At 72.3% G+C, this 26,130-nt stretch carries 22 protein-coding genes; 13 read left to right on the top strand and 9 right to left on the bottom strand.

The window, feature by feature from the left end; all coding sequences use genetic code 11:
* On the bottom strand, window positions 1-303 hold a 303-nt coding region (locus G412_RS0115000), incomplete at its 3' end, for an IS5 family transposase (RefSeq protein WP_106964107.1).
* Window positions 304-540: 237 nt separating this feature from the next.
* Here G412_RS0115000 and G412_RS0115005 point away from each other — a divergent pair.
* The gene (locus tag G412_RS0115005) at window positions 541-1,902 is read left to right on the top strand and encodes a DNA-3-methyladenine glycosylase 2 family protein (protein WP_028812804.1); all 1,362 of its coding nucleotides are present in this window, start codon (window positions 541-543) and stop codon (window positions 1,900-1,902) included.
* A gap of 525 nt (window positions 1,903-2,427) precedes the next feature.
* Here the strand turns inward: G412_RS0115005 and G412_RS0115010 are convergent.
* Together G412_RS0115010 and G412_RS0115015 are read right to left on the bottom strand one after the other, a co-directional pair.
* Window positions 2,428-2,910 carry a DUF456 domain-containing protein gene (locus tag G412_RS0115010; RefSeq protein WP_028812805.1) on the bottom strand — a complete coding sequence of 161 codons (483 nt, stop codon included), beginning with the start codon at window positions 2,908-2,910 and terminating at the stop codon, window positions 2,428-2,430.
* Window positions 2,911-2,997: 87 nt separating this feature from the next.
* A complete protein-coding gene (locus tag G412_RS0115015; protein WP_028812806.1) occupies window positions 2,998-3,984 on the bottom strand; it encodes a helix-turn-helix domain-containing protein in 987 nt (328 codons plus the stop codon).
* Window positions 3,985-4,283: 299 nt separating this feature from the next.
* Here G412_RS0115015 and G412_RS34540 point away from each other — a divergent pair, with 299 nt between their 5' ends.
* The 4 genes from G412_RS34540 to G412_RS0115035 all read left to right on the top strand — a co-directional run bounded on the left by G412_RS34540 (window position 4,284) and on the right by G412_RS0115035 (window position 9,412).
* Entirely contained in the window at window positions 4,284-6,080 is a 1,797-nt protein-coding gene (locus G412_RS34540) for a protein phosphatase 2C domain-containing protein (protein ID WP_037648890.1), read from the top strand.
* 103 nt (window positions 6,081-6,183) lie between these two features.
* Window positions 6,184-7,932: a pyruvate dehydrogenase gene (locus tag G412_RS0115025; RefSeq protein WP_028812807.1), complete on the top strand. Its 1,749-nt coding sequence runs from the start codon at window positions 6,184-6,186 to the stop codon at window positions 7,930-7,932.
* Window positions 7,933-8,043: 111 nt separating this feature from the next.
* Complete coding sequence (locus G412_RS0115030; RefSeq protein WP_157839099.1) at window positions 8,044-8,838, top strand: hypothetical protein; 795 nt, start codon at window positions 8,044-8,046, stop codon at window positions 8,836-8,838.
* 88 nt (window positions 8,839-8,926) lie between these two features.
* The gene (locus G412_RS0115035; protein WP_078607039.1) at window positions 8,927-9,412 is read left to right on the top strand and encodes an ATP-binding protein; all 486 of its coding nucleotides are present in this window, start codon (window positions 8,927-8,929) and stop codon (window positions 9,410-9,412) included.
* Between the two features lie 32 nt (window positions 9,413-9,444).
* Here the strand turns inward: G412_RS0115035 and G412_RS0115040 are convergent, their stop codons facing one another.
* Together G412_RS0115040 and G412_RS0115045 are read right to left on the bottom strand one after the other, a co-directional pair.
* Window positions 9,445-10,503 carry a DUF2637 domain-containing protein gene (locus G412_RS0115040; protein ID WP_028812810.1) on the bottom strand — a complete coding sequence of 353 codons (1,059 nt, stop codon included), beginning with the start codon at window positions 10,501-10,503 and terminating at the stop codon, window positions 9,445-9,447.
* 193 nt (window positions 10,504-10,696) lie between these two features.
* Entirely contained in the window at window positions 10,697-11,578 is an 882-nt protein-coding gene (locus G412_RS0115045; protein ID WP_028812811.1) for a (2Fe-2S)-binding protein, read from the bottom strand.
* A 154-nt stretch (window positions 11,579-11,732) separates the two neighbouring features.
* Here G412_RS0115045 and G412_RS0115050 point away from each other — a divergent pair, with 154 nt between their 5' ends.
* Window positions 11,733-12,506, top strand: a complete 774-nt coding sequence (locus tag G412_RS0115050; protein WP_028812812.1) for a GntR family transcriptional regulator — start codon at window positions 11,733-11,735, stop codon at window positions 12,504-12,506.
* A gap of 40 nt (window positions 12,507-12,546) precedes the next feature.
* Here the strand turns inward: G412_RS0115050 and G412_RS0115055 are convergent, their stop codons facing one another.
* Window positions 12,547-13,320 (bottom strand): hypothetical protein, encoded by a 774-nt coding sequence (locus tag G412_RS0115055; RefSeq protein WP_244283006.1) that lies wholly within the window; start codon window positions 13,318-13,320, stop codon window positions 12,547-12,549.
* A 251-nt stretch (window positions 13,321-13,571) separates the two neighbouring features.
* Window positions 13,572-15,299 carry a PucR family transcriptional regulator gene (locus G412_RS0115060; protein WP_028812814.1) on the bottom strand — a complete coding sequence of 576 codons (1,728 nt, stop codon included), beginning with the start codon at window positions 15,297-15,299 and terminating at the stop codon, window positions 13,572-13,574.
* A gap of 401 nt (window positions 15,300-15,700) precedes the next feature.
* Here G412_RS0115060 and G412_RS0115065 point away from each other — a divergent pair, with 401 nt between their 5' ends.
* The 7 genes from G412_RS0115065 to G412_RS34550 all read left to right on the top strand — a co-directional run bounded on the left by G412_RS0115065 (window position 15,701) and on the right by G412_RS34550 (window position 24,382).
* Window positions 15,701-16,591, top strand: a complete 891-nt coding sequence (locus G412_RS0115065) for an FAD binding domain-containing protein (protein ID WP_028812815.1) — start codon at window positions 15,701-15,703, stop codon at window positions 16,589-16,591.
* A 2-nt stretch (window positions 16,592-16,593) separates the two neighbouring features.
* Window positions 16,594-17,202, top strand: a complete 609-nt coding sequence (locus G412_RS0115070; protein ID WP_028812816.1) for a (2Fe-2S)-binding protein — start codon at window positions 16,594-16,596, stop codon at window positions 17,200-17,202.
* Between the two features lie 3 nt (window positions 17,203-17,205).
* The gene (locus G412_RS0115075; RefSeq protein ID WP_028812817.1) at window positions 17,206-19,590 is read left to right on the top strand and encodes a xanthine dehydrogenase family protein molybdopterin-binding subunit; all 2,385 of its coding nucleotides are present in this window, start codon (window positions 17,206-17,208) and stop codon (window positions 19,588-19,590) included.
* A 298-nt stretch (window positions 19,591-19,888) separates the two neighbouring features.
* Entirely contained in the window at window positions 19,889-21,355 is a 1,467-nt protein-coding gene (locus tag G412_RS0115080) for an NCS2 family permease (RefSeq protein ID WP_028812818.1), read from the top strand.
* A 40-nt stretch (window positions 21,356-21,395) separates the two neighbouring features.
* The gene (locus G412_RS0115085; protein WP_028812819.1) at window positions 21,396-22,547 is read left to right on the top strand and encodes an XdhC family protein; all 1,152 of its coding nucleotides are present in this window, start codon (window positions 21,396-21,398) and stop codon (window positions 22,545-22,547) included.
* 27 nt (window positions 22,548-22,574) lie between these two features.
* The gene (locus tag G412_RS34545; protein WP_244283007.1) at window positions 22,575-22,970 is read left to right on the top strand and encodes a ribosomal maturation YjgA family protein; all 396 of its coding nucleotides are present in this window, start codon (window positions 22,575-22,577) and stop codon (window positions 22,968-22,970) included.
* 161 nt (window positions 22,971-23,131) lie between these two features.
* Window positions 23,132-24,382 carry a glycoside hydrolase family 6 protein gene (locus G412_RS34550; protein ID WP_037648894.1) on the top strand — a complete coding sequence of 417 codons (1,251 nt, stop codon included), beginning with the start codon at window positions 23,132-23,134 and terminating at the stop codon, window positions 24,380-24,382.
* Window positions 24,383-24,492: 110 nt separating this feature from the next.
* Here G412_RS34550 and G412_RS34555 read toward each other — a convergent pair whose 3' ends face one another.
* Window positions 24,493-25,674 (bottom strand): NAD(P)/FAD-dependent oxidoreductase, encoded by a 1,182-nt coding sequence (locus G412_RS34555; protein ID WP_028812820.1) that lies wholly within the window; start codon window positions 25,672-25,674, stop codon window positions 24,493-24,495.
* Complete coding sequence (locus G412_RS0115105) at window positions 25,671-26,012, bottom strand: bifunctional 3-phenylpropionate/cinnamic acid dioxygenase ferredoxin subunit (protein WP_028812821.1); 342 nt, start codon at window positions 26,010-26,012, stop codon at window positions 25,671-25,673. Before G412_RS0115105 ends, G412_RS34555 begins: the two co-directional genes overlap by 4 nt.
* Window positions 26,013-26,130 lie beyond the last annotated feature (118 nt).

Genomic DNA, 26,130 nt, shown 5'->3' on the forward strand with positions numbered 1-26,130 from the left:
GGTGGAGTCGACGCACACGATGGTCCAGTCGACAGCTCCGACGGCATCGGAGTGCTGCTGGACATGCGCGAGGAGCCGGTCCCAGGTGCCGTCGGCGGACCAGTGCCGGAAGCGTTCATAGACCGTCTTCCACGGCCCGTACCGTTCGGGCAGGTCACGCCAGGCGGCCCCGGTGGACAGCTTCCACAAGATCCCGTTCACGACCTGGCGCCGGTCCCGGACCGGTCGGCCCATCCGTCCCGGCGCCAGCAACGGAGCGATCAACGCCCACGACTCATCCGTCAGTTCATGTCGACGCACCACTAACGGACCAACGACTTACCCACTTTCCGGACACGACCTAGGGCCCTCCGCGGCCCCGCCGCGCGGGGCCTTCTCTCCCCGTCCTCAAACGCCGGAGGGGCTGGATTCGGCCGCACCGTCCAGCCCCTCCGGCATTTGAGCGCCACCCCGCCACCCCGCCACCCCGCCACCACCCCGGACGCCGTGTCCGAATCCCGCCAGTCCGCCGCCCTCCACTGCCGCACACTGGATGGCGTGATGGACGAAGTGAGCATGTACGAGGCGGTGACCAGCCGCGACGCGCGTTTCGACGGGGAGTTCTTCTTCGCCGTCACCACCACCGGCATCTACTGCCGGCCGAGCTGCCCCGCCGTCACCCCCAAGCGCGGGAACGTGCGCTTCTACCCCACCGCTGCCGCCGCCCAGGGCAACGGCTTCCGGGCCTGCCGCCGCTGCCGCCCCGACGCCGTTCCCGGCTCCGCCGACTGGAACGCACGCGCCGATGTCGTCGGGCGCGCGATGCGGATGATCGGCGACGGGATCGTAGACCGCGAAGGCGTGCCCGGACTCGCGGCCCGGCTCGGCTACAGCACTCGGCAGGTGCAGCGGCAGTTGACGGGCGAACTCGGCGCCGGCCCCGTCGCGCTCGCCCGCGCCCAGCGCGCGCACACCGCCCGCGTACTGCTCCAGACCACCGGACTGCCCGTCACGGAGATCGCGTTCGCGTCCGGTTTCGCGAGCGTGCGGCAGTTCAACGACACCATCCGCCAGATCTACGCCCGCACCCCCAGCCTCCTGCGCGCGGAGTCGGGCACGAAGACGGCGGGCACCGGCGCGGGCCCCGCCCTCGCCGCCGGGATTCCGCTGCGACTCGCCTATCGCGGGGCGTACGCCGCCAGGCAGGTCTTCGACCTGCTCGCGAGCGAGGCCGTGCCGCGCGTCGAGGAGATGACCGGTGAGCCCGGCGCCCGTACCTACCGGCGCACCCTGCGCCTGCCGTACGGAACGGGCATCGCCGCCGTGGACGAGGCCCCGCACAGTGGCTGGCTCGAAGCCCGCGTCCACCTCACCGACCTGCGCGACCTGACCACCGCCGTCCAGCGGCTGCGCAGGCTCTTCGACCTCGACGCCGACCCGTACGCCGTCGACGAGCGGCTCGCGGCCGACCCGGCGCTGGCACCGCTGGTCGCCGCCCGGCCGGGCCTGCGCTCACCGGGCGCCGCGGACCCCGACGAGTTCGCGGTACGGGCGCTGGTGGGCCGTGAGGCCGCGGTCGGCCTCATCGAGGCGTACGGGAAGGTTCTCGACCAGCCGTGCGGCGCGCTGACGCACGTCTTCCCCGAGCCGGGCGCACTCACCGGGGCCGAGGACCCGGCGCTGCGGGCGCTGGCGACCGCGCTCGCCGACGGCGACGTACGCCTGGATCCCGGAGCGGACCGCGACGAGGCGGAGCGGGCACTGCGCGCGCTGCCGGGGATCACCGCGAGGACCGCCGGCCTGATCCGGATGCGGGCGCTCGGGGATCCGGATGTGGCGCCGGACGGTGAGGGGGACGAGCCGGTGACCGCCGGGTGGCGGCCCTGGCGGTCGTACGCCGTGCGGCACCGATGGACGCCGTAACGCCCGAACACCCCCCTGCCGGTCCAACTCCCCGCTGAACCGCGCCCCCGGCTGCTGCGGCCCGGCCCGCAGCACGGCGTCACCCCGGAGGCCCCCCACGCCTCACGGCTTCAGTCTCACGAACGCTGTGGTCGGTCACGAGTGCGGTGTTCGGGGTCGGCGGTCGGCATCTGCCCCAGGGGTTGTGTCCTGAGGTACGCGTGCTCGGGGATCACTGCATGCGGTCACGCCGCTGCCTCACCTCGGACGCCTCCCACGCCTCACGGCTTCAGGCTCATGAACGATGTCGTCGGTCACGAGTGCGGTGTTCGGGGTCGGCGGTTGGCATCTGTCCCAGGGGTTGCGTCCTGAGGTACGCGCGCTCGCCCCGCACACCGGCCCGACGGCCCGGACTTCCGGAGGGGGCCCACAACCCCAACTGGTCGGCACCAGGCTGTAGTCGCGGGCGGGCCCGGCTCGTGCCCGGAGATCCGGGGGTCTGCCCTCAGCCCCAGAGCCTCAGCCTCAGCCCCTCAGCCCAGACGCTCAGCCCCAGACCAGCGCACCCGCCCACGCGCCGGCCACCAGCAGGCAGGCGAACAGCTCCACGAGCACCCGGTATCCGATGGCGCGCATGACTGTACGGGTGGAGGCCCAGCCGCCGCCGTGGCTGCCGAGCCGCGCCCGCTCCACGCCGTAGATCCCTCCGACGAACCCGACGATCCCGCCCACCACCGGCAGCAGGAAGAACCCGGCGATCCCCGCGATCCCGCCCACCATCAACGTTCGCGGCGGCGCGCCCGACTCCTGGAGGCGGCGGGCCGGCAGGAGGGGCTTGAGCGCCTGGTTGAGCAGCAGCAGGGCGGTGGCTCCGATCAGTACGCCCCAGGCGAGCGCGGTCTTCTCCTCCAGCGCCCACCACAGCACGGCCGCCCAGACGATCGCCTGGCCCGGTACGCCCGGCGCGAGTACGCCGAGCAGGCCGGCCAGCATGACGAGGCCGACCAGGAGGAGCTGCCACACGCCCATCTTCCCAGGGTGCGGGACCTGGGCTGTCCCCGCAGGTCGGAGGGGCCGCCCGTGGTGGGGGGCCGGCGGAATGCCCCGCGTTTCCGGTCAGCGTCTGGCCACCCAGCCGCGCTCGTACGCATGCCAGCCGAGCTGCAGCCGGGTCGTCACCCCCGCCAGCTCCATCAGTCCCTTCACCCGCCGCTGCACCGTCCGCAGACCCAGCTCGAGCTGCTTCGCGACGCTCGCGTCCGTCATCCCGGCCAGCAGCAGCGACAACACCTGAAGGTCCGTGGCGTCCGGGCCAGGCAGCCCCTCCTCCGACACCGTGGTTCCGTCCACGCCGAGCCGCAGCGGCAGCGCCTCGCGCCACACCGCCTCGAAGAGCCCGGTCAGAGATTCCAGCAGCCCGCTCGCGTGCACGACGAGGGCCGCGGGCTCCGCGCCGCGTCCCGTCAGCGGCACCATTGCGACGGTCCGGTCCACGACCACGAGCCTGGTCGGCACGTCCTCCACCACCCGGAGCTGCTCGTCGCGCCCCAGCGCCGCCGACAGCTCGGCGATCCCCGAGGGGAGGGTGAGGACCTCCCGCTCCAGCACCACCCGGTACGTCACGCCACGCGTCGCCGCCCGCTCATCCGCTTCGCCGTCCATGCCGCTGACCGCGGCGGGATTCCCCGTCACCAGCGCGCAGACCTCCTCGGTCGCGCCGAGCCGCAGTTGTACGAAGCGGTGCGCCACCGCGCTCGCCCCCGTCACCACCTCGACCAGATCGTGCACGGCGGGCTCGGCGGCCTCCGCCCGGTACTCCTCGGCGAGCAGCGCCGCCGTCACCTCCGCCTGCTCCAGCTCGTGCCGCTGCTGGGTCAGCAGCGCGCCCAGCGCGACCCCCGGTGGCGCGGCCACCCAGCGCCCCGTACGGGCCGACGACCGGGCGGCGAGCCCCCGCCGCTCCAGGCGGCGCAGCGCGCGTTCCGTATCGGCCTCCGGAAGCGTCAGCCGGTGTGCGAGGTCGGGGACCTCCGCGGCACCGAGCGCGACAAGCGCGCGGTACGTCGACTCCTGGGCCTCGTCGAGACCAATGGCTCCCAGCACCCCTCCACACCCCTCCCCGGACGCTTCGGTTCCGCCCCCCCCCGCGCCCCGATCTTGCCCACCGGCTCGTGGCGGGAAGCGGCCACGGCGTAAACCCGCCGCAGACATCATCCCCGCACCACCCGTCACTCTGCCAATGTGGCGCCACCTCAGCACCAACCGCCTCCTAGGACAGTGCTTTTGGCGCCGGCCGAAAGACCGTTCGCCGGGCGTCCGTCCCGTGGAAGTGGGGTCGCCCGGCGGACTTCTTTTTCCTGATGCCCCGTTTTCGTACGGCCCTTGCGGTGGACAATAGGGGCATGAGCCAGCAGGGGGAGAGGCGCGCCGCCAACGAGGACGAGTGGTGGGGTCGGCTGTACGACGACGAGCCCGTCCCGGACACGGGGCCCGCGCAGGGGAACGACGACACCCTGGACGCCCGTTTCCACTCGGCGAAGGACACGTTGTCGCCGCCACCACCGGGACGCGAGGCGGCCGACGCGACCGCCGCAGCGGACGTACGCCGCCCTCCGCCCCCACCGCCGCAACCCCCGGTCCCGAGGCGGCCGGACGCGCCGCGAACCGGACCGGCCCCGGAGCCGCCGCCCTGGTGGGCAGCGGACCGGCCCGCCGAACCGGCGGAGAAACACCCTCCGGTCCCGCCCATTCCGCCGCCCGCGGGACCCCACGCGACGGAGCCGCAGGTTCCGTCGACGTCGACGTCGGAGTCAGCGCCGGCGCCGACTCCACCGAAATCCGCACCGGCTCCTCCGCCCCCGCCGCCCCCCGCGCCGCCGACCGGGAAGCCCCGGCCCGCGCCCCCGCCCCCGCCCCCGCCTCCCGCCATCGCGCGCCAGCGTGCCCCCTGGGAGCCGCCGGAAGTGCCCCAAGTGCCGCCCGCCAGGCGGGAGTCGGGGCCGCCCGCTGAAGACCGGCGGCCAGGGGCTGCCGCCGCGCCCCACCGCACGCCGCAGGCCCGCGCCCGCCGGGACGCCGCAGCGCCACCCCCGCCCGTACCCCCGCAGCCGGCACATCCCGCGCCCCCGTACGGCGGGGCGCCGCCGGACCCGTACGCCGAGCGCCTCCCGGAAAACGCCGGGGCCGGCAGAGACGGGCGCCGGGAGGAGGACCAGGACCGCCGCCCCCGCGCCGACTTCGTCGGGGACCGCCCGCCGACCTACGACGCCGAGCCCACAGCCCTGCCCGCCGCCGACCCCCGCGAACTCGGCGCCCTCGTCGCCGACACCGTGCTCGACGGCGCCCGGTACGGCACGTACACCCTGCGCGCCGCCTCCGTCCGCGGCGACTCCGCCCGCTACCGCGGCGAACCCCGCCGCGACGCCCTGCTCACCGCCCGCTTCGGCAGCGGCGTGGGCGCGCTCGTCCTGGTCGCGGTGGCCGGCGGGGCCCGCGCCGCCGGGAACGCGCATCTGGCCGCCGCCGACGCCTGCCGCTGGATCGGCGAAGCCGTCGGCCGCAGCCACGCCCGCCTCGCCGACGACATAAGGGCGGGTCGCAGGGGCGACCTCAAGTCCGGCCTGCACCGCCTCACCGACCGCGGCTACGGCAAGCTGCGCGCCCGCGCGGCCGAACTCGGCGTGGAACCCGAGGAGTACACGGCGAGCCTCCGCTGCCTCCTCCTCCCCGCCGACCCCGCGTGCCGGACCAGGGTCTTCTTCGGCATCGGCGGCGGCGGCCTGTTCCGGCTGCGCGACGGCGCCTGGCAGGACATAGAGCCGCCCGTTCCCGAGCCCGCCGCCGTCACCGGCGCGCCCGTCGTCGGCTTCGGCTCACCCCCGTCCCAGACCCCCGAGGGCGACCGCCTCACCATGGACCTCGGCATTCCGACGCCCCCGCCCCCATACGCCGAAAGCGTGCCCCCGCGCACCGAGCCCTTCCGCTTCCGGGCCTCGGTGGCCCGCCCGGGTGACACCCTCCTCCTGTGCAGCGGCGGCCTCGCCGAGCCCCTGCGCGACGAGCCGTCCCTCGCCAAGGAACTGGCCGAACGCTGGGCCCCCGCCGAACCACCCGGCCTCGCCGCGTACCTCGCGGACACCTGCCTGCGGGTGAAGGGGTACGCCGACGACCGTACGGCGGTGGCGGTCTGGGAGGCGTAACGGCGTACCGCATGGGTTGATGGACTCGGCACGGCACGGGCACAGCACCGTAGCCGCAGGACCGGCCGACCATCTCCCTCTCCCGGAAGGGCGTGCGCATCCCATGGCCAAGCAGAAGGTGGCGGAGCAGTTCGTCGACATCCTCGTGAAAGCCGGGGTGCGACGCCTCTACGGTGTCGTCGGCGACAGCCTCAACCCCGTCGTCGACGCCGTCCGCCGCACCTCCGGCATCGACTGGATCCAGGTCAGGCACGAGGAGGTCGCGGCCTTCGCCGCCGGCGCCGAGGCCCAGCTCACCGGCACCCTCGCCGCCTGCGCCGGCTCCTGCGGCCCCGGCAATCTGCACCTGATCAACGGCCTGTACGACGCGCACCGCTCCATGGCCCCGGTGCTCGCCCTCGCCTCGCAGATCCCGGCAGGCGAGATCGGCCTCGGCTACTTCCAGGAGACCCACCCCGACCAGTTGTTCCGCGAATGCAGTCACTACAGCGAGCTGATTTCCAGCCCGAAGCAGATGCCGCGCGTCCTGCAGACCGCGATCCAGAACGCCGTCGGCCGTGGCGGAGTCAGTGTGGTGTCGCTGCCCGGTGACGTGGCGTCCGAGCAGGTCCCCGAGCGGGCGGGCGACCACGCGCTGGTGACGACGCGTCCCGCCGTACGCCCCGCGGAGGCGGAGCTGGAGAAGTTCGCCCGCATGGTCGACGAGGCGAAACGGGTCACGCTCTTCTGCGGCAGCGGCACGGCGGGCGCCCACGCGGAGGTCATGCGGTTCGCGGAGCGCGTCAAATCCCCGGTCGGGCACGCGCTGCGCGGCAAGCAGTGGATCCAGTACGACAACCCGTACGACGTCGGCATGAGCGGCCTGCTCGGTTACGGCGCGGCATACGAGGCCACCCACGAGTGCGATCTGCTGATCCTCCTCGGCACGGACTTCCCGTACAACGACTTCCTTCCCCACGACGAGGACGTGAAGATCGTCCAGGTCGATGTACGGCCCGAGCGCCTCGGCCGCCGCTCCAAGCTCGACCTCGCGATCTGGGGCGACGTACGGGAGACCTTGACGTGCCTGACGCCGCGCGTGAAGGCCAAGTCCGACCGCAGGTTCCTCGACCGGATGCTGAAGAAGCACGCCGACGCGCTGGAGGGCGTGGTGAAGGCGTACACCCGCAAGGCCGGCAAGCGGGTGCCGATCCACCCCGAGTACGTCGCCTCGGTCCTCGACGAACTGGCCGACGACGACGCGGTCTTCACTGTCGACACGGGGATGAACAATGTGTGGGCCGCCCGCTACATCACCCCCAACGGGCGCCGCAACATCATCGGCTCGTTCACCCACGGCTCGATGGCCAACGCCATGCCGCAGGCGATCGGCGCCCAGTTCACCGACCGCGGCCGCCAGGTGATCGCCATGTCCGGCGACGGCGGCTTCAGCATGCTGATGGGCGACTTCCTCACGCTCGTCCAGTACGACCTGCCGGTGAAGGTCGTCGTCTTCAACAACTCCTCCCTCGGCATGGTGGAGCTGGAGATGCTGGTCGACGGCCTGCCGTCGTTCGGTACGGCGAACAAGAACCCGGACTTCGCGGCGGTCGCGCGAGCCTGCGGGGCGTACGGCGTACGGGTGGAGAAACCGAAACACCTGGCCGGAGCCCTCAAGGACGCCTTCAAGCACAAGGGCCCGGCGCTGGTGGACGTGGTCACCGACCCGAACGCCCTGTCGATCCCGCCGAAGATCCGCGCCGGGATGGTGAGCGGCTTCGCGCTGTCCGCGAGCAAGATCGTGCTGGACGGCGGGGTGGGGCGGATGCTCCAGATGGCCCGCTCGAACCTGCGCAATGTGCCGAGGCCGTAGGTCCGTACGAGTGGAATGACGGGCGGGGGCGGGGCGGAAGCGGCGTGTCGCGGAAGGTCTCACGGCGAGTGACTGCTAATCACCCAGCCATCGAGAGGGCCTGTGAAGCGCATGTATCTCCCTCGCCGCTTCGGCCGTGGCCGCATCTCCGCCGCGGCCGCGGCCGCCGTCGTCATCGCCACGCCCGCCGCGATCGCCGCGCTTCCGGACGCGGCCACCTCCGTCTGGGGCGCCGCGGCCGGACCGCAGGCCGCGAAGGCGCCCCCCGTGGCCGAGGCCGGCGCCCCGGCGCCCGGCACCCCGATCAGGGCGGGGCTGCTGAAGCTGGACCTGGGCCCGGCTCTCGGCCCGGCGGGAAACGGCATCGCGGCCGCCCCCGTCGACGGCGCGGTCCGGCTGGGCGCGGGCGGTGTCGGTCTCAAGGCCCGCGAGGGCAGCAGGATCGCGCACGGGGACGGGAAGCTGCGGGGCGGCAAGGTCGTGTTCGACGGTGGCGTCCGGCTGTCGAAGGGCGACAGGGCGGTCGTCTACGTCAAGGACTTCGCCGTCGACCTCAGGACGCACGTCGTGACGGCCACGGTGGGAGAGGGCAGGTCCGGTACCCGGCTCGGCGTACTGAAAGACACCAGGACGACGCTCCTCGCGCACACGGTGGCCGGTGACGCGAACATCGCGACGGCCGGGCGGCTGGTGCTGGACGCGGGGGCGAGGGCGCGGATCGACGCGGGCCTGGGGGCGGATGTTCTCAGCCGGTCGGCCGCCGCCGGCATCGGCACGACGTTCGAGACCCACACCGACCTGAATGTCGACCTCGCGTTCGCGCTCGGCCTGGACGCGGAACTCGGGCTGGAGCCCCGGCCGGACCACCGCCCAGATCCGGATATGCCACTCACACCGGTTAATTGACTATTGGACATGAGTGCCATTGCGCGTTCGGGGCATGCATCCCGTGAACCTGTTCGAGAAAGGTCGGTCCAGCGTGCGGGTGGGGGATATGACAAGGCAACAGGCGGGCGGACGCAGGGCCGCCGTGCAAGGTCCTTCGGCGGCGACAGCGGGGGCGGAGGAGGGGGACAGGGAGGGGGCGCCCATTCAGCTTCGACGCAGACTGGGGCGCTCGGATCTCACAGCGGTCCCGGAGGTACGGCGCGCTCTGCGCGAACTGCTGCGCCACCGGGGCGACCAGAGCTGCACGGACGTCGCCGAGCTCCTGACCACCGAGCTGGTGACCAACGCCCTGGTCCACACGGAACACGACGCCGAGGTCACTGCCACCGTCACCGCCTCCCGACTCCGCGTCGAGGTACGAGACTTCGTCGCCCGCCATCCGCGGTTACGCGTGCCGGCCGCCGACGACGGTACGCACGGCAGGGGCCTCCTCCTGGTGCAGGCGCTCGCGGACGCGTGGGGCGTCAGGGCGCAGGGCGTGGGGAAAGTGGTCTGGTTCGAACTCGACATGAGCGGCGGCGGGCCGGCGTAACCGCCCGCCCGCCGCCGCGACCACCGTGCCGCTCAGCCGAATTGCTGCTCAAGATCCTTGAGTTTGCGTTCGAGCGAGTCGAGCCGTGGCAGAGCCTGCGTGTCGTCCTCGGCGGTGAGGTCGACGGTCGTCACCTTTTCAGCGCCTTTCACGGCCTGAAGGGAGGGCCTTTGTCGAAGCGGCAGTTGTCCGGTTTCCGGTATGGCAGGCTCCGCGACCGCTTGCGGCGGTGCGGAGCCAGAGCCGGGGGCGATGGCAGAAACCTCGACGACCTGCCGGCCGCCGCCGCGACCGCGCCCCCAGGCGCGGTGCTGACGGTTGATGGCCTTCAACTGGGCGCGTTCCAGCTTCTGGTGGTCGCGCCGGCGCATACGGTTCTGCTCCTTCTCCCGTACGTCCTCCCGCACCTCCTCGACCGCCTCGTCGAGCGTGCGCACGCCTTCCAGGAGCATCAGCGACCACGCGCCGAAGGTTTCCCTGGGTGCCCTCAGCCACCGTACGACCCGGATCTGCGGCAGCGGGCGCGGCACCAGCCCCTGCTCGCGCAGCGCGGCCCTGCGGGTCTGCTTCAGCGCCCGGTCGAAGAGCACGGCGGCCGAGAGCGACATCCCGGCGAAGAACTGCGGGGCGCCCGCGTGGCCAAGTCCCCGTGGCGCGTGCACCCAGTTGAACCAGGCCGCCGCACCGGCGAACGTCCACACCAGCAGACGCGAGCCGAGCGCCGCGTCGCCGTGGCTGGCCTCGCGCACCGCGAGGACCGAGCAGAACATGGCGGCGCCGTCGAGGCCGAACGGGACGAGGTACTCCCAGCCGCCGGAGAGGCTGAGGTTTTGCCGGCCGAAGCCGACCAGGCCGTGGAACGAGAGGGCGGCGGCGACCGCTGCACAGCAGAAGAGCAGCAGGTATGAAGCGGTCCCGTAGACGGCTTCCTTCCGCCTGCGCCGTTCCTCCGTGCGTTCCCAGGAGTCGTCTGCTGCGGCTTTGCCACCGGCGCGCTTGCCGCGCGCGAGCACCGCAACCGCCGCCAGGACCCCTGCGAGCATCACGCCACCCGGAAGCAGCCAGTCCAGCGATATGTCGGTCAGTCTCATGCGGTGTCCCTTGCATCGCGGTAGGGCTATTGGGGCGCCATATTGGCGTAACCCAAGTGGCCTAAAGAGGCTTTCGGTGCAAGAGGGCGCCAAGAGACCGCCAGGGCACGCGAATAGGTGCCATCTGGTCGAACTGCCTTACTGATCCGGCCGGTTGAGTTCGATTTATGCCACCTGATCGGGTGGCGTGCCGTCAGACCGCGGCGACAGCGGTGGCGGCCGTCGCCGCGGCTTCCCCGCTGAGCTTGCGTACGCGCTCGGCGTCGCACGTACGCGGACACGTCACGCAGGTGTCCTCGGGGCGCAGTGTGTAGAAGAGGCAGCAGCTCGCGCGGTCACGGGTCGGCAGCGATTCGCCGTTGGGTCCGGTCAGCTCGCGAAAGCCGGCCGTCCCGGCGTACGGCTTCGTCGTACCCGGCAGCAGCGCCTCCAGCTCGCGCATGGCGCGCCGCTCCTCGCCGAGCAGGTGCGCGATGTACCAGAGCCCTTCCACGATCTCGTCCGTCGCCATGCCCCACAGCGCGCGCTTGCCGCGCCGCATCCTGGGCCCGAAGCCGTCGAGCACGGGCCCGAGGTGCTCGGCGACGGCGTCCCGTACCTCGGCGCGCAGGGCCTCCTCGTCCGGTACGACGCGGGCGCCGGGCAGTGCGGCGGCCGGGTCGCCCGGCAGGCAGGCGAACTCCCGCACCCGTACGGCCATGCGGCCCGACGTCCGCTGGAAGGCGACGTCTTCGACGGGCACGCGCGGCACCCGGCGGTGCAGGAACCAGGGCGCGGTGATGAGCAGGCAGGCGGGCCAGGCGTACCGGTGCAGACCGAAACTCGCGACGACGTCGGGCCGGGCCTGCCGGCCGTAGTCGCGCAGCACCTGGGCGTTGTCCCAGGCCAGGAAGGCGTCGAGCGCGGCGCCGCCGGCCGCGAGTTCGGCTGCCCCGACCCAGCCGCCGCCGCGCGGAGCCTGCTCGCCGTCCGCGAGCTCGGCGATGCGCAGTCCGGCGAAGACCTCGGTGAGGCGGGCGTAGGAGGCCGCGACGGGGGAGGCGGCGACGCCGGGGAAAAGGGCGGGGACGGTCATGCAGGGGACCACCGAATCGCGATCGTTTGCAGGTAAGCCTTACCTTACCCGATGGTTCCGTTGTTTGCCCCTGAACGCTCAAGGGCACCCCCGGACCCCGCAGGTGATGCCGCCCGCTTATCGTGCATAGGGGACACAGCACCGGAGGGACCCCATGGAGCAGCAGGGCAGAGCGCGCGAGGCCGCGTACGGGCACATGTCTGCCTCAGTGCCGGTGCCCGCCTCGGCGCAGGTGCCCTCCGTGCGCCCCCCAGAGCAGGCGCGCGGCGAGCACACCCACAGCGAGCCCCCCGCCCCCCGCCTCGTCCAGCGCCACTCCGTCCGCGGCCAGATCCTCGACGCCCTGCGCGCCGCCCTCGTCAGCGGCGAACTGGTCCCCGGTGAGGTCTACTCCGGCCCCGGCCTCGGTGCCCGCTTCGGCGTCTCCGCCACCCCGGTCCGCGAGGCGATGCAGCAGCTCGCGCTGGAGGGCGCGGTGGAGGTCGTGCCGAACCGAGGCTTTCGCGTCACGGTCCGCAGCGCGGCGGAGCTCGCCGGGCTGGCGGAAGTGCGGGCCCTGATCGAGGTCCCGGTCATGCTCCGCCTGGCCCGTACGATCCCGGCCGCCCGCTGGTGCGAGCTGCGCCCATTGGCGGAAGCCACGACGGCGGCGGCGGCGACCGGCAACCGGGCGGCGTACACGGAATCGGACCGCGCGTTCCATCGCGCGGTCCTCTCGCTCTCCGGCAACCACCAACTCGTCACCGTCGCCGACGACCTCCACCGCCGGTCCCAGTGGCCGCTGCTCGCAGGCGACCCCCTGGGCCGCCGGGCAGACCTCCTGGCGGACGCCGCCGAACACCTGGCCCTGCTGGACGCCCTGGCCGCACAGGACCTGACGGTTGTTCAGTCCCTGGTCAGCGAACACTTCGCGGGCGCGGACCGCTGACCTGGGGCGACGGCGACCGCCGGGGCCCGCGCGGCCGGGCTCACACCGCGGCGGACGGCGAGAGCTGCGCCGCCAGCCACGTCGGTACGCCGTCCAGCAGCCGGAACAGGCGGCCGGCCTCCGCCCGCAGGCGGCTCGCCTCCGGTTCCGGTTCCGCGTCGGCCAGGGCCGCCAGGGCCGGGGCCGTGCCGACCAGGTAACCAAGTTCCTCCCGTATCCGCAGCGACTCCGCGAAGCCGTGCCTCGCGTCCGCCAACTCGCCCTCGCGCAGGGACAGTCCGGCCAGATGGCGCCAGGTGAACGACAGCAGCAGTGTCTCGCCGTGCGCCGTCGCGCCCGCGTGGGCGCGAACGTAGGCGGCACGGGCCGACTGCGGGGAGTCGGAGAGGTGCTCGGCGATCAGGCCGCGCCGGAAGTCGAGGAGCGGGCGGCCCGGCGCCGTCGGGTCGATCAGCGCCGCCGCCCGCCCGAGCGCTGAGCGCGCCTCGTCGGCCCGGTCACGGGCGCCGAGCACCGTCGAGGCGTACGCCAGCTGGCCGCGCTCGCACGCCGCCGCGCCCCGCTCGTCGTCGCTCTGGGCAACCGCCTCCGCCGTACGCAGGGCGTCCTCCGCCTCCGCCCAGCCGCGCTCGGTGAACAGGCAGCGCTCTACGAGCAGCGACGCCCGCTGGAGCGCGGCCGCAGGGGTCGCGGCGGCGCCCTCATGCGGTTCGAGCAGGGCCGCGGCATCGGTCCAGCAGCCGCGCGAGCGCAGCCGCCATACCGCGGTCTGGAGTGGGCTTCCGTCCCCTGCGGTCGTTCCAGAACCAGACATGGCGGTATGCGCCACATTGCCCTCCCCGAGCAGCACGTCATTGAGCTGTGAGTAACGGTCGTGCGGTAGTGGGCGAATCTCAGCACGGATTGGCACTCCGGGCCAAGAGCTCAGGTGAACGAATTCACAATCGACCGGTCGGTGCGGCCATTTGGGTCTTCCCCTGCCCGCCCCTCCCTGGCTGTGACATTAGCGGCTCCGCCGCCCGGGGGGGGGCAAGCCCCGGACAACGCCGGACCGGCCGGCCTTGCCTAGCTCATCCTCAGCGCGAGGAAGAAGTCCAGCTTGTCCTCAAGACGCGACAAGTCACGACTCGTCAGTTGCTCGATTCTGCCCACCCGGTAGCGCAGGGTGTTCACGTGCAGATGCAGCCGGGCAGCGCAGCGCGTCCAGGAACCGTCACAGTCGAGGAACGCTTCGAGGGTGGGAATGAGTTCCGCCCGGTGCCGCCGGTCGTAGTCCCGCAGCGGGTCCAGCAGCCGCGCGGTGAACGCCCGGCGTACGTCGTCCGGCACGAACGGCAGCAGCAGCACGTGCGACGCCAGCTCGTGGTGGCCCGCCGCGCAGACCCGGCCGGGGCGCGCCGCCGCCACCCGGCGGGCGTGCCGGGCCTCTTCCAGCGCCCCGCGCAGCCCCTCCGCCGAATGCACGGCCGCGCTGACACCCAGTGTCAGCCGCCCGTCGTCGGCGAGGCCGCCCGAGAGCGGCGCGCGCACCGCTTCCAGGAGTACGTCGGCGTGCAGGCCGATGCGGGAGACCGAGGTGGCGTGGGCTTCGTCCCCGTCCCCCGTCCCCGTGGGCGCGACCGCCGGCAGCGGTACGAGCGCGATCGCCTCGTCGCCCGCGTGCGCCACCGCGATCCGGTCCGAGGAGTCGGAACCGGCCACGGCCGGGTCGACCAGTATTTCCTCCAGCAGCGTCTGCGCCACGGGCCCGGCCTGGATCGACGCGCCCGGAACGCCCGCCGGGCCGCCTTCCAGCCACTCGACCCGTGCCACGACCACCTGCCAGTGCGGCGCCGAGCCGAGGCCCGGCAGCAGCACCGGTGCGGCGACCCGCAGACGGGCCGCGATCTCGGCCGGGGCCGCTCCCGTCTGCACCAGCTCCAGGACCTCCTGGGCGAGGCGGCGGCGTACGGTGCGGGCCGCGTCGCGCCGGTCGCGTTCGACGGCGATCAGCTGCGTCACGCCCTGGAGCAGGTCGAGCCGGGCGGCCGGCCAGTCGCCCGCGTCCGCCTCCACCGCCAGCAGCCAGTCCGAGAGCACGCTCTCGCGTACGTCGCGGGACGCGGCGGCAGCGGCGGCTCCGCGCGCCGCGCTCCTGATCGGGAACAGCGAGTACGTCGTGCCCTGCACAGCGGCCCGGTGCGGCGCCCGGCGCCCCGTGCGGCTCGCGGCCAGGTGCTCGCCGGCGAGGACGGCTCCCACGGCCGGCGGCAGCGAGTCGCCCGCGCCCGCGATCTGGCGGCCGGTGGGCGAGAGCACCCACGCGCGCAGGTCCAGGTCGGACGTCAGCAGGTCGAGCACCACTTCGGGGCCGCCGCCTGCCGGGCCCGACGTCATCAGCCTGCGGTGCCGGTCGACGACGGCCGCCAGGTCACCGGCCCGTTCGCCGGACACCTGGCGCACCACGTACTCGGTGATGGTCGCGAAGGCGACGGCCTCGCTGACGGCGAAGAGCGGCAGCCGGTGGCGTGCGCACGCCTCGACCAGGTCGCTCGGGATCGCGCTGAGTTCCGCCTCGCCCGCCGCGAGCCCGACGACGCCCGCGCTCGCCAGGATCCGTACGAAGGGCTCGGAATCCTCGGCGGTACGCCGCCACGCCAGGCCGGTGAGCACCAGCTCACCGCCGGAGAGATAGCGGCTGGGGTCCCGCAGGTCGGTGGTCATCACACCGCGCACGGTGCGGTCGAGCTCTTCCTCGCCGCCGAGCAGCCGCAGGCCCAGCGCGTCGGTCTCAAGCAGTGCGCGCAGCCGCATGGTGGTCGCCGCCGATCTGTCTCTAGATGTGGATGGAATGTGATGCGGTTGTGGAGGCCGTGCTGGTGGTTTGTGGAGGGTAGTGCCTGGGATTTCCAGAGGCTGCGCCTGGGGTTTCCAAGGGGTGTGCCTGTGGTTCCGAAAGGGGACCGTGAGGTTGCCGACTTCCTCCTTTCGTTCGAATCTACAAGACGCAAGCAGTTACCAGCCAACTCCTTCATGGTTTCGGTGACTGCACCAGGCGGAGATCCGGCTTGTGTACTGGGGCCAAGCCACGTGAACAGCAGATGAACGTCCCAGAGCGACCCAAACAGCTCTGAACGACTAGGTCCGGCAGCCGGCGGCTGGCCGTCTCCACCCCAGCGACACGCGAACCACCCGATTGAGAAGAAGTGAGCCTTATGGACTTCCTTCGCCCTGCCAGCTGGGAGGAGGCGCTCGCCGCCAAGGCCGAGTACCCCACGGCTGTGCCCATCGCGGGTGGCACAGATGTCATGGTCGAGATCAACTTCGACCACCGCCGCCCCGAGTACCTCCTGGACCTGAACCGCATCCCCGAACTCCGCGAGTGGGAGGTGGGGGAGGAGACCGTACAGCTCGGCGCCTCCGTCCCGTACACCCAGATCATGGACCACCTGCGGGCGGAACTGCCGGGTCTCGCGCTCGCCGCCCACACTGTGGGATCGCCCCAGATCCGCAACCGTGGCTCGGTCGGCGGAAACCTCGGTGCCGCTTCCCCCGCCGGTGACTCGCATCCGGCCCTGCTGTCCGCGGGGGCCGAGGTCGAGGCCGAGTCGGTGCGCGGGACGCGCCTCATCCCGGTCGAGGAGTTCTACACCGGCGTGAAGCGCAACGCGCTGGAGCCGGACGAGCTGATCAGAAGCGTCCACATCAAGAAGGCCGACGGGCCGCAGCAGTTCTCCAAGGTGGGCACCCGCAACGCCATGGTCATCGCGGTCTGCGCGTTCGGTATCGCACTGCACCCCGCGACCCGGACGGTCAAGACCGGCATCGGTTCGGCCGCCCCGACGCCGCTGCGGGCCCGCGCCGCCGAGGACTTCCTGAACGCCGCGCTCGAAGAAGGCGGATTCTGGGAGAGCGGGAAGATCATCACCCCCTCGGTCGCCAAGCAGTTCGCGGAGCTCGCCTCCGGCGCCTGCAACCCCATCGACGACGTGCGCGGCACCGCGAAGTACCGCCGTCACGCCGTCGGGATCATGGCCCGCCGCACGCTGGGCTGGACCTGGGAGCAGTACCGCGGCACCGGCCGCACCCTTGAAGGAGCTGCATAGCCATGCGCGTGAATTTCACGGTCAACGGCCGCAAGCAGGAAGCGGACGACGTCTGGGAGGGCGAGAGCCTGCTCTACGTCCTGCGTGAGCGCATGGGCCTGCCGGGCTCCAAGAACGCCTGCGAGCAGGGCGAGTGCGGCTCCTGTACGGTCCGCCTCGACGGTGTCCCCGTCTGTGCGTGTCTCGTCGCCGCCGGCCAGGCAGAGGGCCGCGAGGTCGTCACGGTCGAAGGCCTCGCCGACTTCGCCAAGCAGCGCGAAGAAGGCTGCGCGACCGGCGCCTGCGGCAGTGGCGGTACGTCGCTCCAGGCCGCCCGGCAGTGGAGCGCTCGCCCTTCCGACAGGGTCGCCGACTCGCAGACCGGTGAGGGTCAAGAGCTCGCCCCCATCCAGCAGGCGTTCATCGACGCCGGCGCCGTGCAGTGCGGTTTCTGCACTCCGGGTCTGCTGGTCGCGGCCGACGAGCTCCTTGAGCGCAACGCCGAGCCGTCCGACGCGGACATCCGCGAGGCGCTCTCGGGCAACCTGTGCCGCTGCACCGGTTACGAGAAGATCCTGGACGCGGTGCGCCTGGCGGCCGCCCCCCAGGACCGCCAGGGAAGCGGGGTCTGAGCCATGGGCGTCACCGGAACCCCCACCAGCATCAACCAGGGGTCGAAGACCAAGGGCGGCATCGGCGAGTCCACCCTCCGCCCCGACGGCACCCTCAAGGTCACCGGCGAGTTCGCGTACTCCTCGGACATGTGGCACGAGGACATGCTCTGGGGCCACACGCTGCGCTCCACCACCGCGCACGCCGAGATCCGGTCGATCGACACGTCCGAGGCCCTGGCCATGCCCGGCGTCTACGCCGTGCTGACGTACGACGACCTGCCCACCGAGGTGAAGAACTACGGCCTGGAGATCCAGGACACCCCGGTTCTCGCCCACGGCAAGGTCCGCCACCACGGTGAGCCGGTGGCCATCGTCGCCGCCGACCACCCCGAGACGGCCCGCCGCGCCGCCGCCAAAATCAAGATCGACTACGTTGAGCTGCCCGTCATCACCGACGAGGCATCGGCCACCGCGCCCGACGCGCTGCTGGTCCACGAGAACCGCGACGACCACCACATCGGCCACGTACCGCACCCGAACATCGTGCACCGCCAGCCGATCATCCGCGGCAACGCCGACGATGCCGCCCGGCGCGCCGACGTCATCGTCCGCGGCGAGTACGTCTTCGGCATGCAGGACCAGGCGTTCCTCGGCCCCGAGTCCGGCCTGGCCGTACCCGGCGAGGACGGCGGCGTCGACCTGTACGTCGCCACCCAGTGGCTGCACTCGGACCTGCGCCAGATCGCCCCCGTCCTCGGCCTGCCCGGGGAGAAGGTCCGCATGACGCTCTCCGGCGTCGGCGGTGCCTTCGGCGGCCGCGAGGACCTGTCGATGCAGATCCACGCCTGCCTCCTCGCCCTCCGTACGGGCAAGCCGGTCAAGATGGTCTACAACCGGTTCGAGTCCTTCTTCGGCCACGTCCACCGCCACCCGGCGAAGCTCTGGTACGAGCACGGCGCGACCAGGGACGGCAAGCTCACGCACCTGAAGTGCCGGATCGTGCTGGACGGCGGCGCCTACGCGTCGGCCTCCCCGGCGGTCGTCGGCAACGCCTCGTCGCTGAGCGTCGGCCCGTACGTCGTCGAGGACGTCGACATCGAGGCGCTCGCGCTCTACACGAACAACCCGCCCTGCGGCGCCATGCGCGGCTTCGGCGCCGTCCAGGCGTGCTTCGCCTACGAGGCGCAGATGGACAAGCTCGCGGCGAAGCTCGACATGGACCCGGTGGAGTTCCGCCGGATCAACGCCATGGAGCAGGGCACGCTCCTGCCGACCGGCCAGCCCTGCGACTCCCCGGCGCCCGTCGCCGAGCTGCTGCGCCGCGTCAAGGCCATGCCGCTGCCGCCCGAGCAGCAGTGGCTCGCGGCCGGCGAGCAGGCCGACGTACGCGCGCTGCCCGGCGGTCTGTCGAACACCACGCACGGCGAAGGTGTCGTACGGGGCGTCGGCTACGCGGTCGGCATCAAGAACGTCGGCTTCTCCGAGGGCTTCGACGACTACTCCACCGCCCGGGTGCGCATGGAGGTCATCAACGGCGAGCCGGTCGCGACCGTGCACACCGCGATGGCGGAGGTCGGCCAGGGCGGTGTCACCGTCCACGCGCAGATCGCCCGCACCGAACTCGGTGTCGCGCAGGTGACGATCCGCCCGGCGGACACGCAGGTCGGCTCGGCGGGCTCCACGTCCGCGTCCCGCCAGACGTACGTCACGGGTGGCGCGGTCAAGAACACCTGCGAGAACGTCCGCGAGAAGGTCCTGGAGACCGGGCGGGCCAAGTTCGGCTCGTACCACCCCGCCTGGACCACCGCCGAGCTGCTCCTCGAAGACGGCAAGGTCGTCACCGACGGCGGTGAGGTACTGGCCGACCTGGCCGACGTACTCGAAGGTGAGGCGGTCGACCTGGAGCTGGAGTGGCGTCACCGTCCGACCGAGGCGTTCGACCCGCGGACCGGCCAGGGCAACGGCCACGTCCAGTACTCCTTCGCCGCGCACCGCGCGGTGGTGGAGGTCGACACCGAGCTCGGTCTGGTGAAGGTCATCGAGCTGGCCTGCGCGCAGGACGTCGGCAAGGCGCTCAACCCGCTGTCCGTCGCCGGCCAGATCCAGGGTGGTACCACCCAGGGCCTGGGCGTCGCGGTCATGGAGGAGATCATCGTCGACCCGAAGACCGCGAAGGTGCGCAACCCGTCCTTCACGGACTACCTGATCCCCACCATCCTCGACACGCCGACCATCCCCGTCGACGTACTCGAACTGGCCGATGATCACGCGCCGTACGGTCTGCGTGGCGTCGGCGAGGCCCCCACACTCTCGTCGACCCCGGCCGTCCTCGCGGCGATCCGGGACGCGACGGGTCTGGAACTCAACAGGACGCCGGTACGTCCCGAACACCTCACCGGCACCTGATCACCGAGTTCCGCCAAAGCTCCCCGGGCGGTGCCGTGCCTCCAGGAACGTCACACTTCCCCGCCTGACACCGCCCGGGGTCTGCGAACACCGCACCGCTCGCGGTTGTCGCAGGACCAGCAGCACCAGCACTACACGCAGTACCAGCAGTACACGCAGTACCACGCTTTTCCGCTCAGTCAGTTTCGTTCAGTTCGTCTCGGGCCGTCCCCCGGGTCGTGCAGCCCTCGCAGCATCCCAAATCCCGCGTTTCCAATCTCCATGCGGGTGCCCCTTTGAACCTTGGGAGACAGGCACCATGACCCAGCAGTCCACAGAGCCGACGACCATGGCGGAGGAGGCCGGCGCGGGTACGCGCCAGCCCGCCGGCCGGTCCTGGCTCGACCGGTACTTCCACATAACCGACAGAGGATCCACCGTTGCGACGGAGGTCCGCGGCGGCATCACCACCTTCATGGCGATGGCGTACATCCTCCTGCTCAACCCGCTGATCCTCGGCGGCAAGGACGTGGCCGGCAACGCCCTCAGCCAGCCCGCCCTCATCACCGCGACTGCTCTCGCCGCTGCCGCTACCACCCTGCTCATGGGCTTCTGGGGCAAGGTCCCGCTCGCCCTCGCGGCCGGTCTCAGCGTCTCCGGTGTGCTCGCCTCACAGGTCATCCAGGTCATGACCTGGCCGCAGGCCATGGCCATGTGTGTGGCCTACGGTGCGGTGATCTGCCTCCTGGTGATCACCGGCCTCCGCGAGCTGATCATGAACGCGATCCCGCTCGCCCTCAAGCACGGCATCACCATGGGCATCGGGCTCTTCATCGCGCTGATCGGTCTCGTCAAGGCCGGCTTCGTGCACGAGAACCCGGCCCTCGGCGGCGGTCCCGTGTCCCTCGGCCCGGCCGGTGAACTGGCGGGCTGGCCCGTCCTGATCTTCGCCGTCACGCTGCTGCTGATCTTCGCCCTCCAGGCCCGCAACATCCCCGGCGCCATCCTGATCGGTATCGTCGTGGGCACCGTCATCGCGGCGATCCTCAACGCGATCGCCGACATCCCCGGCAAGGCCTGGTTCTCCGGCGCGCCGACGCTGGAAGGCAGCGCGGTCTCCGCCCCGGACTTCTCGCTCTTCGGCGAAGTGTCCTTCAGCGGCTTCGGAGAAGTCGGCTACATCACCGTCACCATGATCGTCTTCACCCTGGTGCTGGCGGGCTTCTTCGACGCCATGGCCACGATCATCGGTGTCGGCAGCGAGGCCAAGCTCGCGGACGACAAGGGCCGCATGCCCGGCCTGTCCAAGGCCCTGTTCATCGACGGCGCCGGCGGTGTCATCGGTGGTGTCGGCGGCGGCTCCGGCCAGACCGTCTTCGTCGAGTCGGCGACCGGCGTCGGCGAGGGCGCCCGTACGGGCCTCGCTTCCGTGGTCACCGGCGCGTTCTTCGCGGCCTGCCTCTTCTTCACCCCGCTCACCGCGATCGTGCCCCAGGAAGTCGCTGCCGCGGCCCTGGTGGTCATCGGCGCGATGATGATGCAGAACGCCCGGCACGTCGACTGGAGCGACCGCGCCGTCGCGATCCCGGTCTTCCTCACCGTGGTCCTGATGCCGTTCACGTACACCATCACCACGGGTGTGGCCGCCGGTGTCATCTCCTACGTCGTCATCAAGGTGGCGCAGGGCAAGGCCCGCGAGGTGAGCGCCTTCATGTGGGGCCTGACCGCGATCTTCGTCGTGTACTTCGCGATCCACCCCATCGAGTCCTGGCTGGGCGTCGGCTAGCCCGCCGCCCCGGCCCTGCACACCCCGTAAGGAGACAGTCATGCTGGACATCACCGAAGAGCTCAACCGGTGGGTCGAGCAGGGACGCGACTTCGCCGTCGCCACGGTCGTGGCGACACACGGCAGCTCGCCCCGGCAGCCGGGAGCGGCCCTCGCGGTCGACTCCGAAGGCTCGGCGATCGGCTCTGTCTCCGGCGGGTGTGTGGAGGGCGCGGTGTACGAACTGTGCCGGCAGGCCCTCCGGGACGGCGCAACCGTCCTGGAGAGCTTCGGATACAGCGACGAGGACGCGTTCGCCGTGGGCCTGACCTGCGGCGGCGTGATCGACATCCTCGTCACCCCGGTACGCGCGGACTCTCCCGGCGGGGAGGTGTTCGCGGCAGCGCTGGCCACCGCCGCACGTGGGGATGCGGCGGCGGTCGCGCGGATCACCGACGGGCCGGCCGACGTCATGGGCCGCGCCCTGCTCGTCCGCCCCGACGGTTCGTACGAGGGATCCCTCGGCGGACACCCCGAACTGGACCGTACGGCGGCGGGCGAGGCCCGCGCCATGCTCGACGCCGGACGGACCGGCACCGTACTCATCGGCGGGGACGGCTCACGCTGCGGCCCGCCGCTGACGCTCCTCGTCGAGTCGAGCGTCCCCGCCCCGCGCATGATCGTCTTCGGTGCCGTCGACTTCGCCTCCGCGCTGGTGCGCGTCGGCAAATTCCTGAACTACCACGTGACCGTGTGCGACGCCCGGCCCGTGTTCGCCACCGCCGCGCGCTTCCCCGAGGCCGACGAGATCGTCGTCGAGTGGCCGCACCGCTACCTGGAGTCGACCGAGACCGACGGCCGTACGGTGCTCTGCGTCCTCACCCACGACACGAAGTTCGACGTACCTCTTCTGGAGCAGGCCCTGCGGCTGCCGGTCGCGTACGTCGGCGCGATGGGTTCCCGCCGCACCCACGAGGACCGCAACAGGCGGCTGCGCGAGGTCGGCGTCACCGAGCTCGAACTGGCCCGGCTGCGCAGCCCGATCGGCCTCGACCTCGGTGCCCGTACACCCGAGGAGACCGCGCTGTCCATCGCCGCGGAGATCGTGGCGGCCCGGCGCGGCGGCAGCGGCGTCTCGCTCACCGGCGCGCACACCCCGATCCACCACGAGGGTCCTCAGGCACCGGCGGGCCGGATAGGTTCCGTCGCCTGACGGTGGTACGGACGTACAGTGTCCGACGTGAGTGATCTTCGCCGGACCCGCATCCTGGCGGCCGTGGCCGCGTGCCTGACTCTGTGCGCGGGGCTCGGCGTCCGCGGTGCCGTGGACGGCGATGTCGCCAAGTACGCGGGGGACGCGCTCTACACCGTCCTGCTGTGCACGCTCGTCGTCCTCCTCGCGCCCGCGACCAGGCCGTGGGTGGCCGGCGGCATCGCGCTCCTGGTGAGCTGGGCGGTCGAATGCGCCCAGCTCACCGGCGTACCCGCCGAGCTGGCCGCACGCAGTGTCGTCGCCCGGCTCGTGCTCGGCTCGACCTTCAACGCGCCCGATCTGCTCTGGTACGCCGTGGGCGCGGGCCTCTTCCTGCTCATATGCGCCGTGGTGCCCCGGCCGGGCGGCCTGCGCCACGCGTAGTGGCGCGGCCGTTCCCCGGACGCCCTTCGGGCCGGCGTCCGGGGCGGAGCCAGCACCGGTTCCGCCGGATTCGCCTTGGACCACTGCACTCGACGAGGCCGTGCGCCGGTTGTGGGAGTGCTCTCGCAACCCGTCGCCGCCCGCGACCCAGGAGCGAACCTGTGCGCAACACAAGACCCATCCTCCTCACCGCCCTCCCCCTCACCCTGACCACCGGCCTGGCATCGGCGCTGCTTCTGGGCGCGCCGCACGCCACCGCCACCGAAGACCCGGCCGGCACCGTCGCCACCGGCCTCTACGCCCCCGAGGCCAACCCGGCGGCGTACCGCCAGGCCGACGAGCTGGAGAGCGCGAAGCGGCCGCGCGAGGCGGCCGGGCTGCGGGCCATGGCCCGTACCCCCCACGCCGTCTGGCTCGCCGGCCGCACCCCCGACGAGGTCAGGAACGAGACGCGCGGCATTGTCCGCGACGCCGCCCGGCTCAAGACGACGCCCACGCTGGTGCTCTACAACGTGCCCGGTCGCGACTGCTCCCTGTACTCGGCGGGCGGCCTGCGCGACACCACCGAGTACCGGGCGTGGGTCGGCGCGGTGGCGGAGGGCATCGGTGACAGCCGCGCGCTCGTCGTCGTCGAACCCGACGCGCTGGCGCTGGTGCCGGCCGACTGCCCCAGCGGCGAGGCGAAGGACGGCAAGGACACCGAGACCGCCAGGGTGACCGCGACCGCCGCGCGCTACGCCCAGGTGGCCGACGCCGTCGCCACCCTCGGCGCGCTGCCCCGCGCGAAGGTGTACGTCGACGCCGGGCACCCGGCCTGGCACACCGTGGACAGCATCGTGCCCCGGCTCATCAAGGGGGGTGTCGCACGCGCCACGGGCTTCTCCGTGAACGTCTCCAACTACAGCACCGACCACGCCAACGCCTGGTACGGCAGGCTCGTCTCGTCCTGCCTGGTGTACGTCGACAAGGGCGGCAAGGCGTCCGCCTGCCCCACCCAGAAGTGGCGCCGCGCCGATGCCCAGCGCTGGCTCGACCGTCATGTGCCCTTCGCCCCCGACCGTATGAAGCATTTCGTCACCGACACAAGCCGCAACGGCCAGGGCCCCTGGACCCCGCCCGCCGGCAAGTACCGTGACGCGCAGGACTGGTGCAATCCGCCGGGACGCGGCCTCGGGGCCCGGCCCACCACCCGCACCGGGGACCCGCTCAACGACGCCAACCTGTGGATCAAGACTCCGGGGGAGTCGGACGGCGAGTGCCTGCGCGGTACGCAGGGCCCCAAGGACCCCGAGCGCGGCGTGATCGACCCGAAGGCGGGTGTTTGGTTCCCCGACCAGGCCCTGGAACTGGTGCGGCTCGCCAACCCGGCGATCATGCCCGCGGAAGACCGGTTGCCCGGTCGCGGGCGCTGAGCCTCTCTCGCCGGGTTCTGGCCTGCTCACCGACCGCCGCCCCGCCCCCCGGACGAAACCCGGAGAGCGGGGCGGCGGGCTGTCGGGACAGCCGGTGGAGTCCGTGCCTGTCAGCGCGAGCGGCTCGCGTGCCCCGCCGGTACGCCCGAAGTGAGCTCCCGGCGCAGCCGCATGAAGGCGCGCGGGCGGTTGAGGGCGAGCGCGGCGGTGACGGTGCCGTCCGGGCGCTCGTAGACCGCGAGGAAGCTGCGCTCTTCGGGCGTGCCGTCGGTGATCCGCACCGTGCAGTCCGCCGGCCGCCGGCCGGCGAACTGGATCCGTACGCCGTACTGGTCGGACCAGAAGTACGGCAGCGGGCGCGCCGCCTCCACCGTGCGCCCCGCGAGCAGGTTGCGCACGGCCACGGTGGGCTGCTCGGTGGCGCTGGTCCAGTGCTCGGAGCGGGTGCCCGCGACCCGCGCCACATCGCCCACCGCGACCACCTGCGGCAGCGTGGTGACGCCGCCGCCGTCGCACAGCACGCCGTCGTCGACGGCGAGCGCCGAGCCGTCCAGCCAGCCGGTGGTGGGTGCGGCTCCGATGCCGACGACGACCACATCGGCGGGCAGCAGCCGCCCGTCGGTGAGCTGTACGCCGGTGACCGCGCCGGCGCCGCTCAGGGCGGCGACCGAGGTGCCGGTGATGAGCCGCACTCCCCGGTCGGCGTGCAGCGAGGCGCAGATCGTTGCCATGGCCTCGCCGAGCTGGGGCAGGAGCGGCAGTGGCGCGGCCTCCACGACGGTCACGTGATGGCCGAGCGCGACGCAGGAGGAGGCGACCTCGGAGCCGATGAAGCCTGCGCCGACGACCACGACACGTGCCGACTGGCGACCCGTCAGTTCGGCGCGCAGCGCCCGCGCGTCGTCGAGGGTCCGCAGCGTGTGTACGCCGCTCAGTGCGGCGGCGCCGGGCAGCCGGCGCGGGGTGGCGCCGGTGGCGATGACCACGCCGTCGGCGGTGACCGTACGGCCGCCGTCCAGGCGAAGGGCGCGCCCCCGGGCGTCGAGCCCCTGGGCGCGTACGCCGAGCAGCCACTCGGCGTTCAGCTCCGCCTCCTCCCCGGCGTCGCTGAGGGCGAGTTGGTCCTCGTCCATCGCGCCCGTGAGGAACTCCTTGGAGAGGGGAGGCCGGTCGTACGGCCGGTGGAGCTCATCGCCGATGATCACCAGCCTGCCGTCGTACCCCTCGGCGCGCAGGGCCCGCGCCGCGTACAGCCCGGCGAGCGAGGCTCCCACGACGGCGACGGTCTTCACGCGGCGCTTCCTTCCCTGGTGGCGGCCCGGGCATCAGCGGCCACCTCGACGTGGACGAAACCGCTGTCGTCGACCGAGACCCGGTGGGTGCGGACCGGGCGGCGGGCGGGCAGGCAGGTGGGCTGACCGGTGCGCAGGTCGAACAGCGCGGCGTGCAGCGGGCATTCGACGAAGCAGCCCTCCAGCCAGCCCTCCGAGAGCGAGGCGTCCTGGTGGGAGCAGGTGTCGTCGATCGCGTAGAGCGCGCCGGCGGTACGGAACACGGCGATCGGCGGCTCGGTGGAAAGGCGGACGGACTCGCCCTCGGGCAGGTCGTCGAGGTGGCAGACAGGAATCACCAGAGCCCCCTTGAGCTCACTCTTCGGTAACATGACGTTCCATATCGCGCATCGACGCGCGTGATGCGCAACAGATGCGGAACACAATCCGGATCGGGAGCCGCTGCGTCAAGGGCTC

The organism is Streptomyces flavidovirens DSM 40150, assembly GCF_000429085.1.
GTDB lineage: Bacteria > Actinomycetota > Actinomycetes > Streptomycetales > Streptomycetaceae > Streptomyces > Streptomyces flavidovirens.

What these genes read in the sequence shown, in the direction of transcription:
- G412_RS0115060 (WP_028812814.1), bottom strand. Translation starts at nt 15,299, where the DNA reads ATGCGGCTGCGCGCACTGCTTGAGACCGACGCGCTGGGCCTGCGGCTG.
- G412_RS0115065 (WP_028812815.1), top strand. Translation starts at nt 15,701, where the DNA reads ATGGACTTCCTTCGCCCTGCCAGCTGGGAGGAGGCGCTCGCCGCCAAG.
- G412_RS0115055 (WP_244283006.1), bottom strand. Translation starts at nt 13,320, where the DNA reads ATGTCTGGTTCTGGAACGACCGCAGGGGACGGAAGCCCACTCCAGACC.
- G412_RS0115040 (WP_028812810.1), bottom strand. Translation starts at nt 10,503, where the DNA reads ATGAGACTGACCGACATATCGCTGGACTGGCTGCTTCCGGGTGGCGTG.
- G412_RS0115070 (WP_028812816.1), top strand. Translation starts at nt 16,594, where the DNA reads ATGCGCGTGAATTTCACGGTCAACGGCCGCAAGCAGGAAGCGGACGAC.
- G412_RS0115030 (WP_157839099.1), top strand. Translation starts at nt 8,044, where the DNA reads ATGTATCTCCCTCGCCGCTTCGGCCGTGGCCGCATCTCCGCCGCGGCC.
- G412_RS0115025 (WP_028812807.1), top strand. Translation starts at nt 6,184, where the DNA reads ATGGCCAAGCAGAAGGTGGCGGAGCAGTTCGTCGACATCCTCGTGAAA.
- G412_RS34540 (WP_037648890.1), top strand. Translation starts at nt 4,284, where the DNA reads ATGAGCCAGCAGGGGGAGAGGCGCGCCGCCAACGAGGACGAGTGGTGG.
- G412_RS0115005 (WP_028812804.1), top strand. Translation starts at nt 541, where the DNA reads ATGGACGAAGTGAGCATGTACGAGGCGGTGACCAGCCGCGACGCGCGT.
- G412_RS0115085 (WP_028812819.1), top strand. Translation starts at nt 21,396, where the DNA reads ATGCTGGACATCACCGAAGAGCTCAACCGGTGGGTCGAGCAGGGACGC.
- G412_RS0115045 (WP_028812811.1), bottom strand. Translation starts at nt 11,578, where the DNA reads ATGACCGTCCCCGCCCTTTTCCCCGGCGTCGCCGCCTCCCCCGTCGCG.
- G412_RS0115050 (WP_028812812.1), top strand. Translation starts at nt 11,733, where the DNA reads ATGGAGCAGCAGGGCAGAGCGCGCGAGGCCGCGTACGGGCACATGTCT.
- G412_RS0115080 (WP_028812818.1), top strand. Translation starts at nt 19,889, where the DNA reads ATGACCCAGCAGTCCACAGAGCCGACGACCATGGCGGAGGAGGCCGGC.
- G412_RS0115075 (WP_028812817.1), top strand. Translation starts at nt 17,206, where the DNA reads ATGGGCGTCACCGGAACCCCCACCAGCATCAACCAGGGGTCGAAGACC.
- G412_RS0115035 (WP_078607039.1), top strand. Translation starts at nt 8,927, where the DNA reads ATGACAAGGCAACAGGCGGGCGGACGCAGGGCCGCCGTGCAAGGTCCT.
- G412_RS0115010 (WP_028812805.1), bottom strand. Translation starts at nt 2,910, where the DNA reads ATGGGCGTGTGGCAGCTCCTCCTGGTCGGCCTCGTCATGCTGGCCGGC.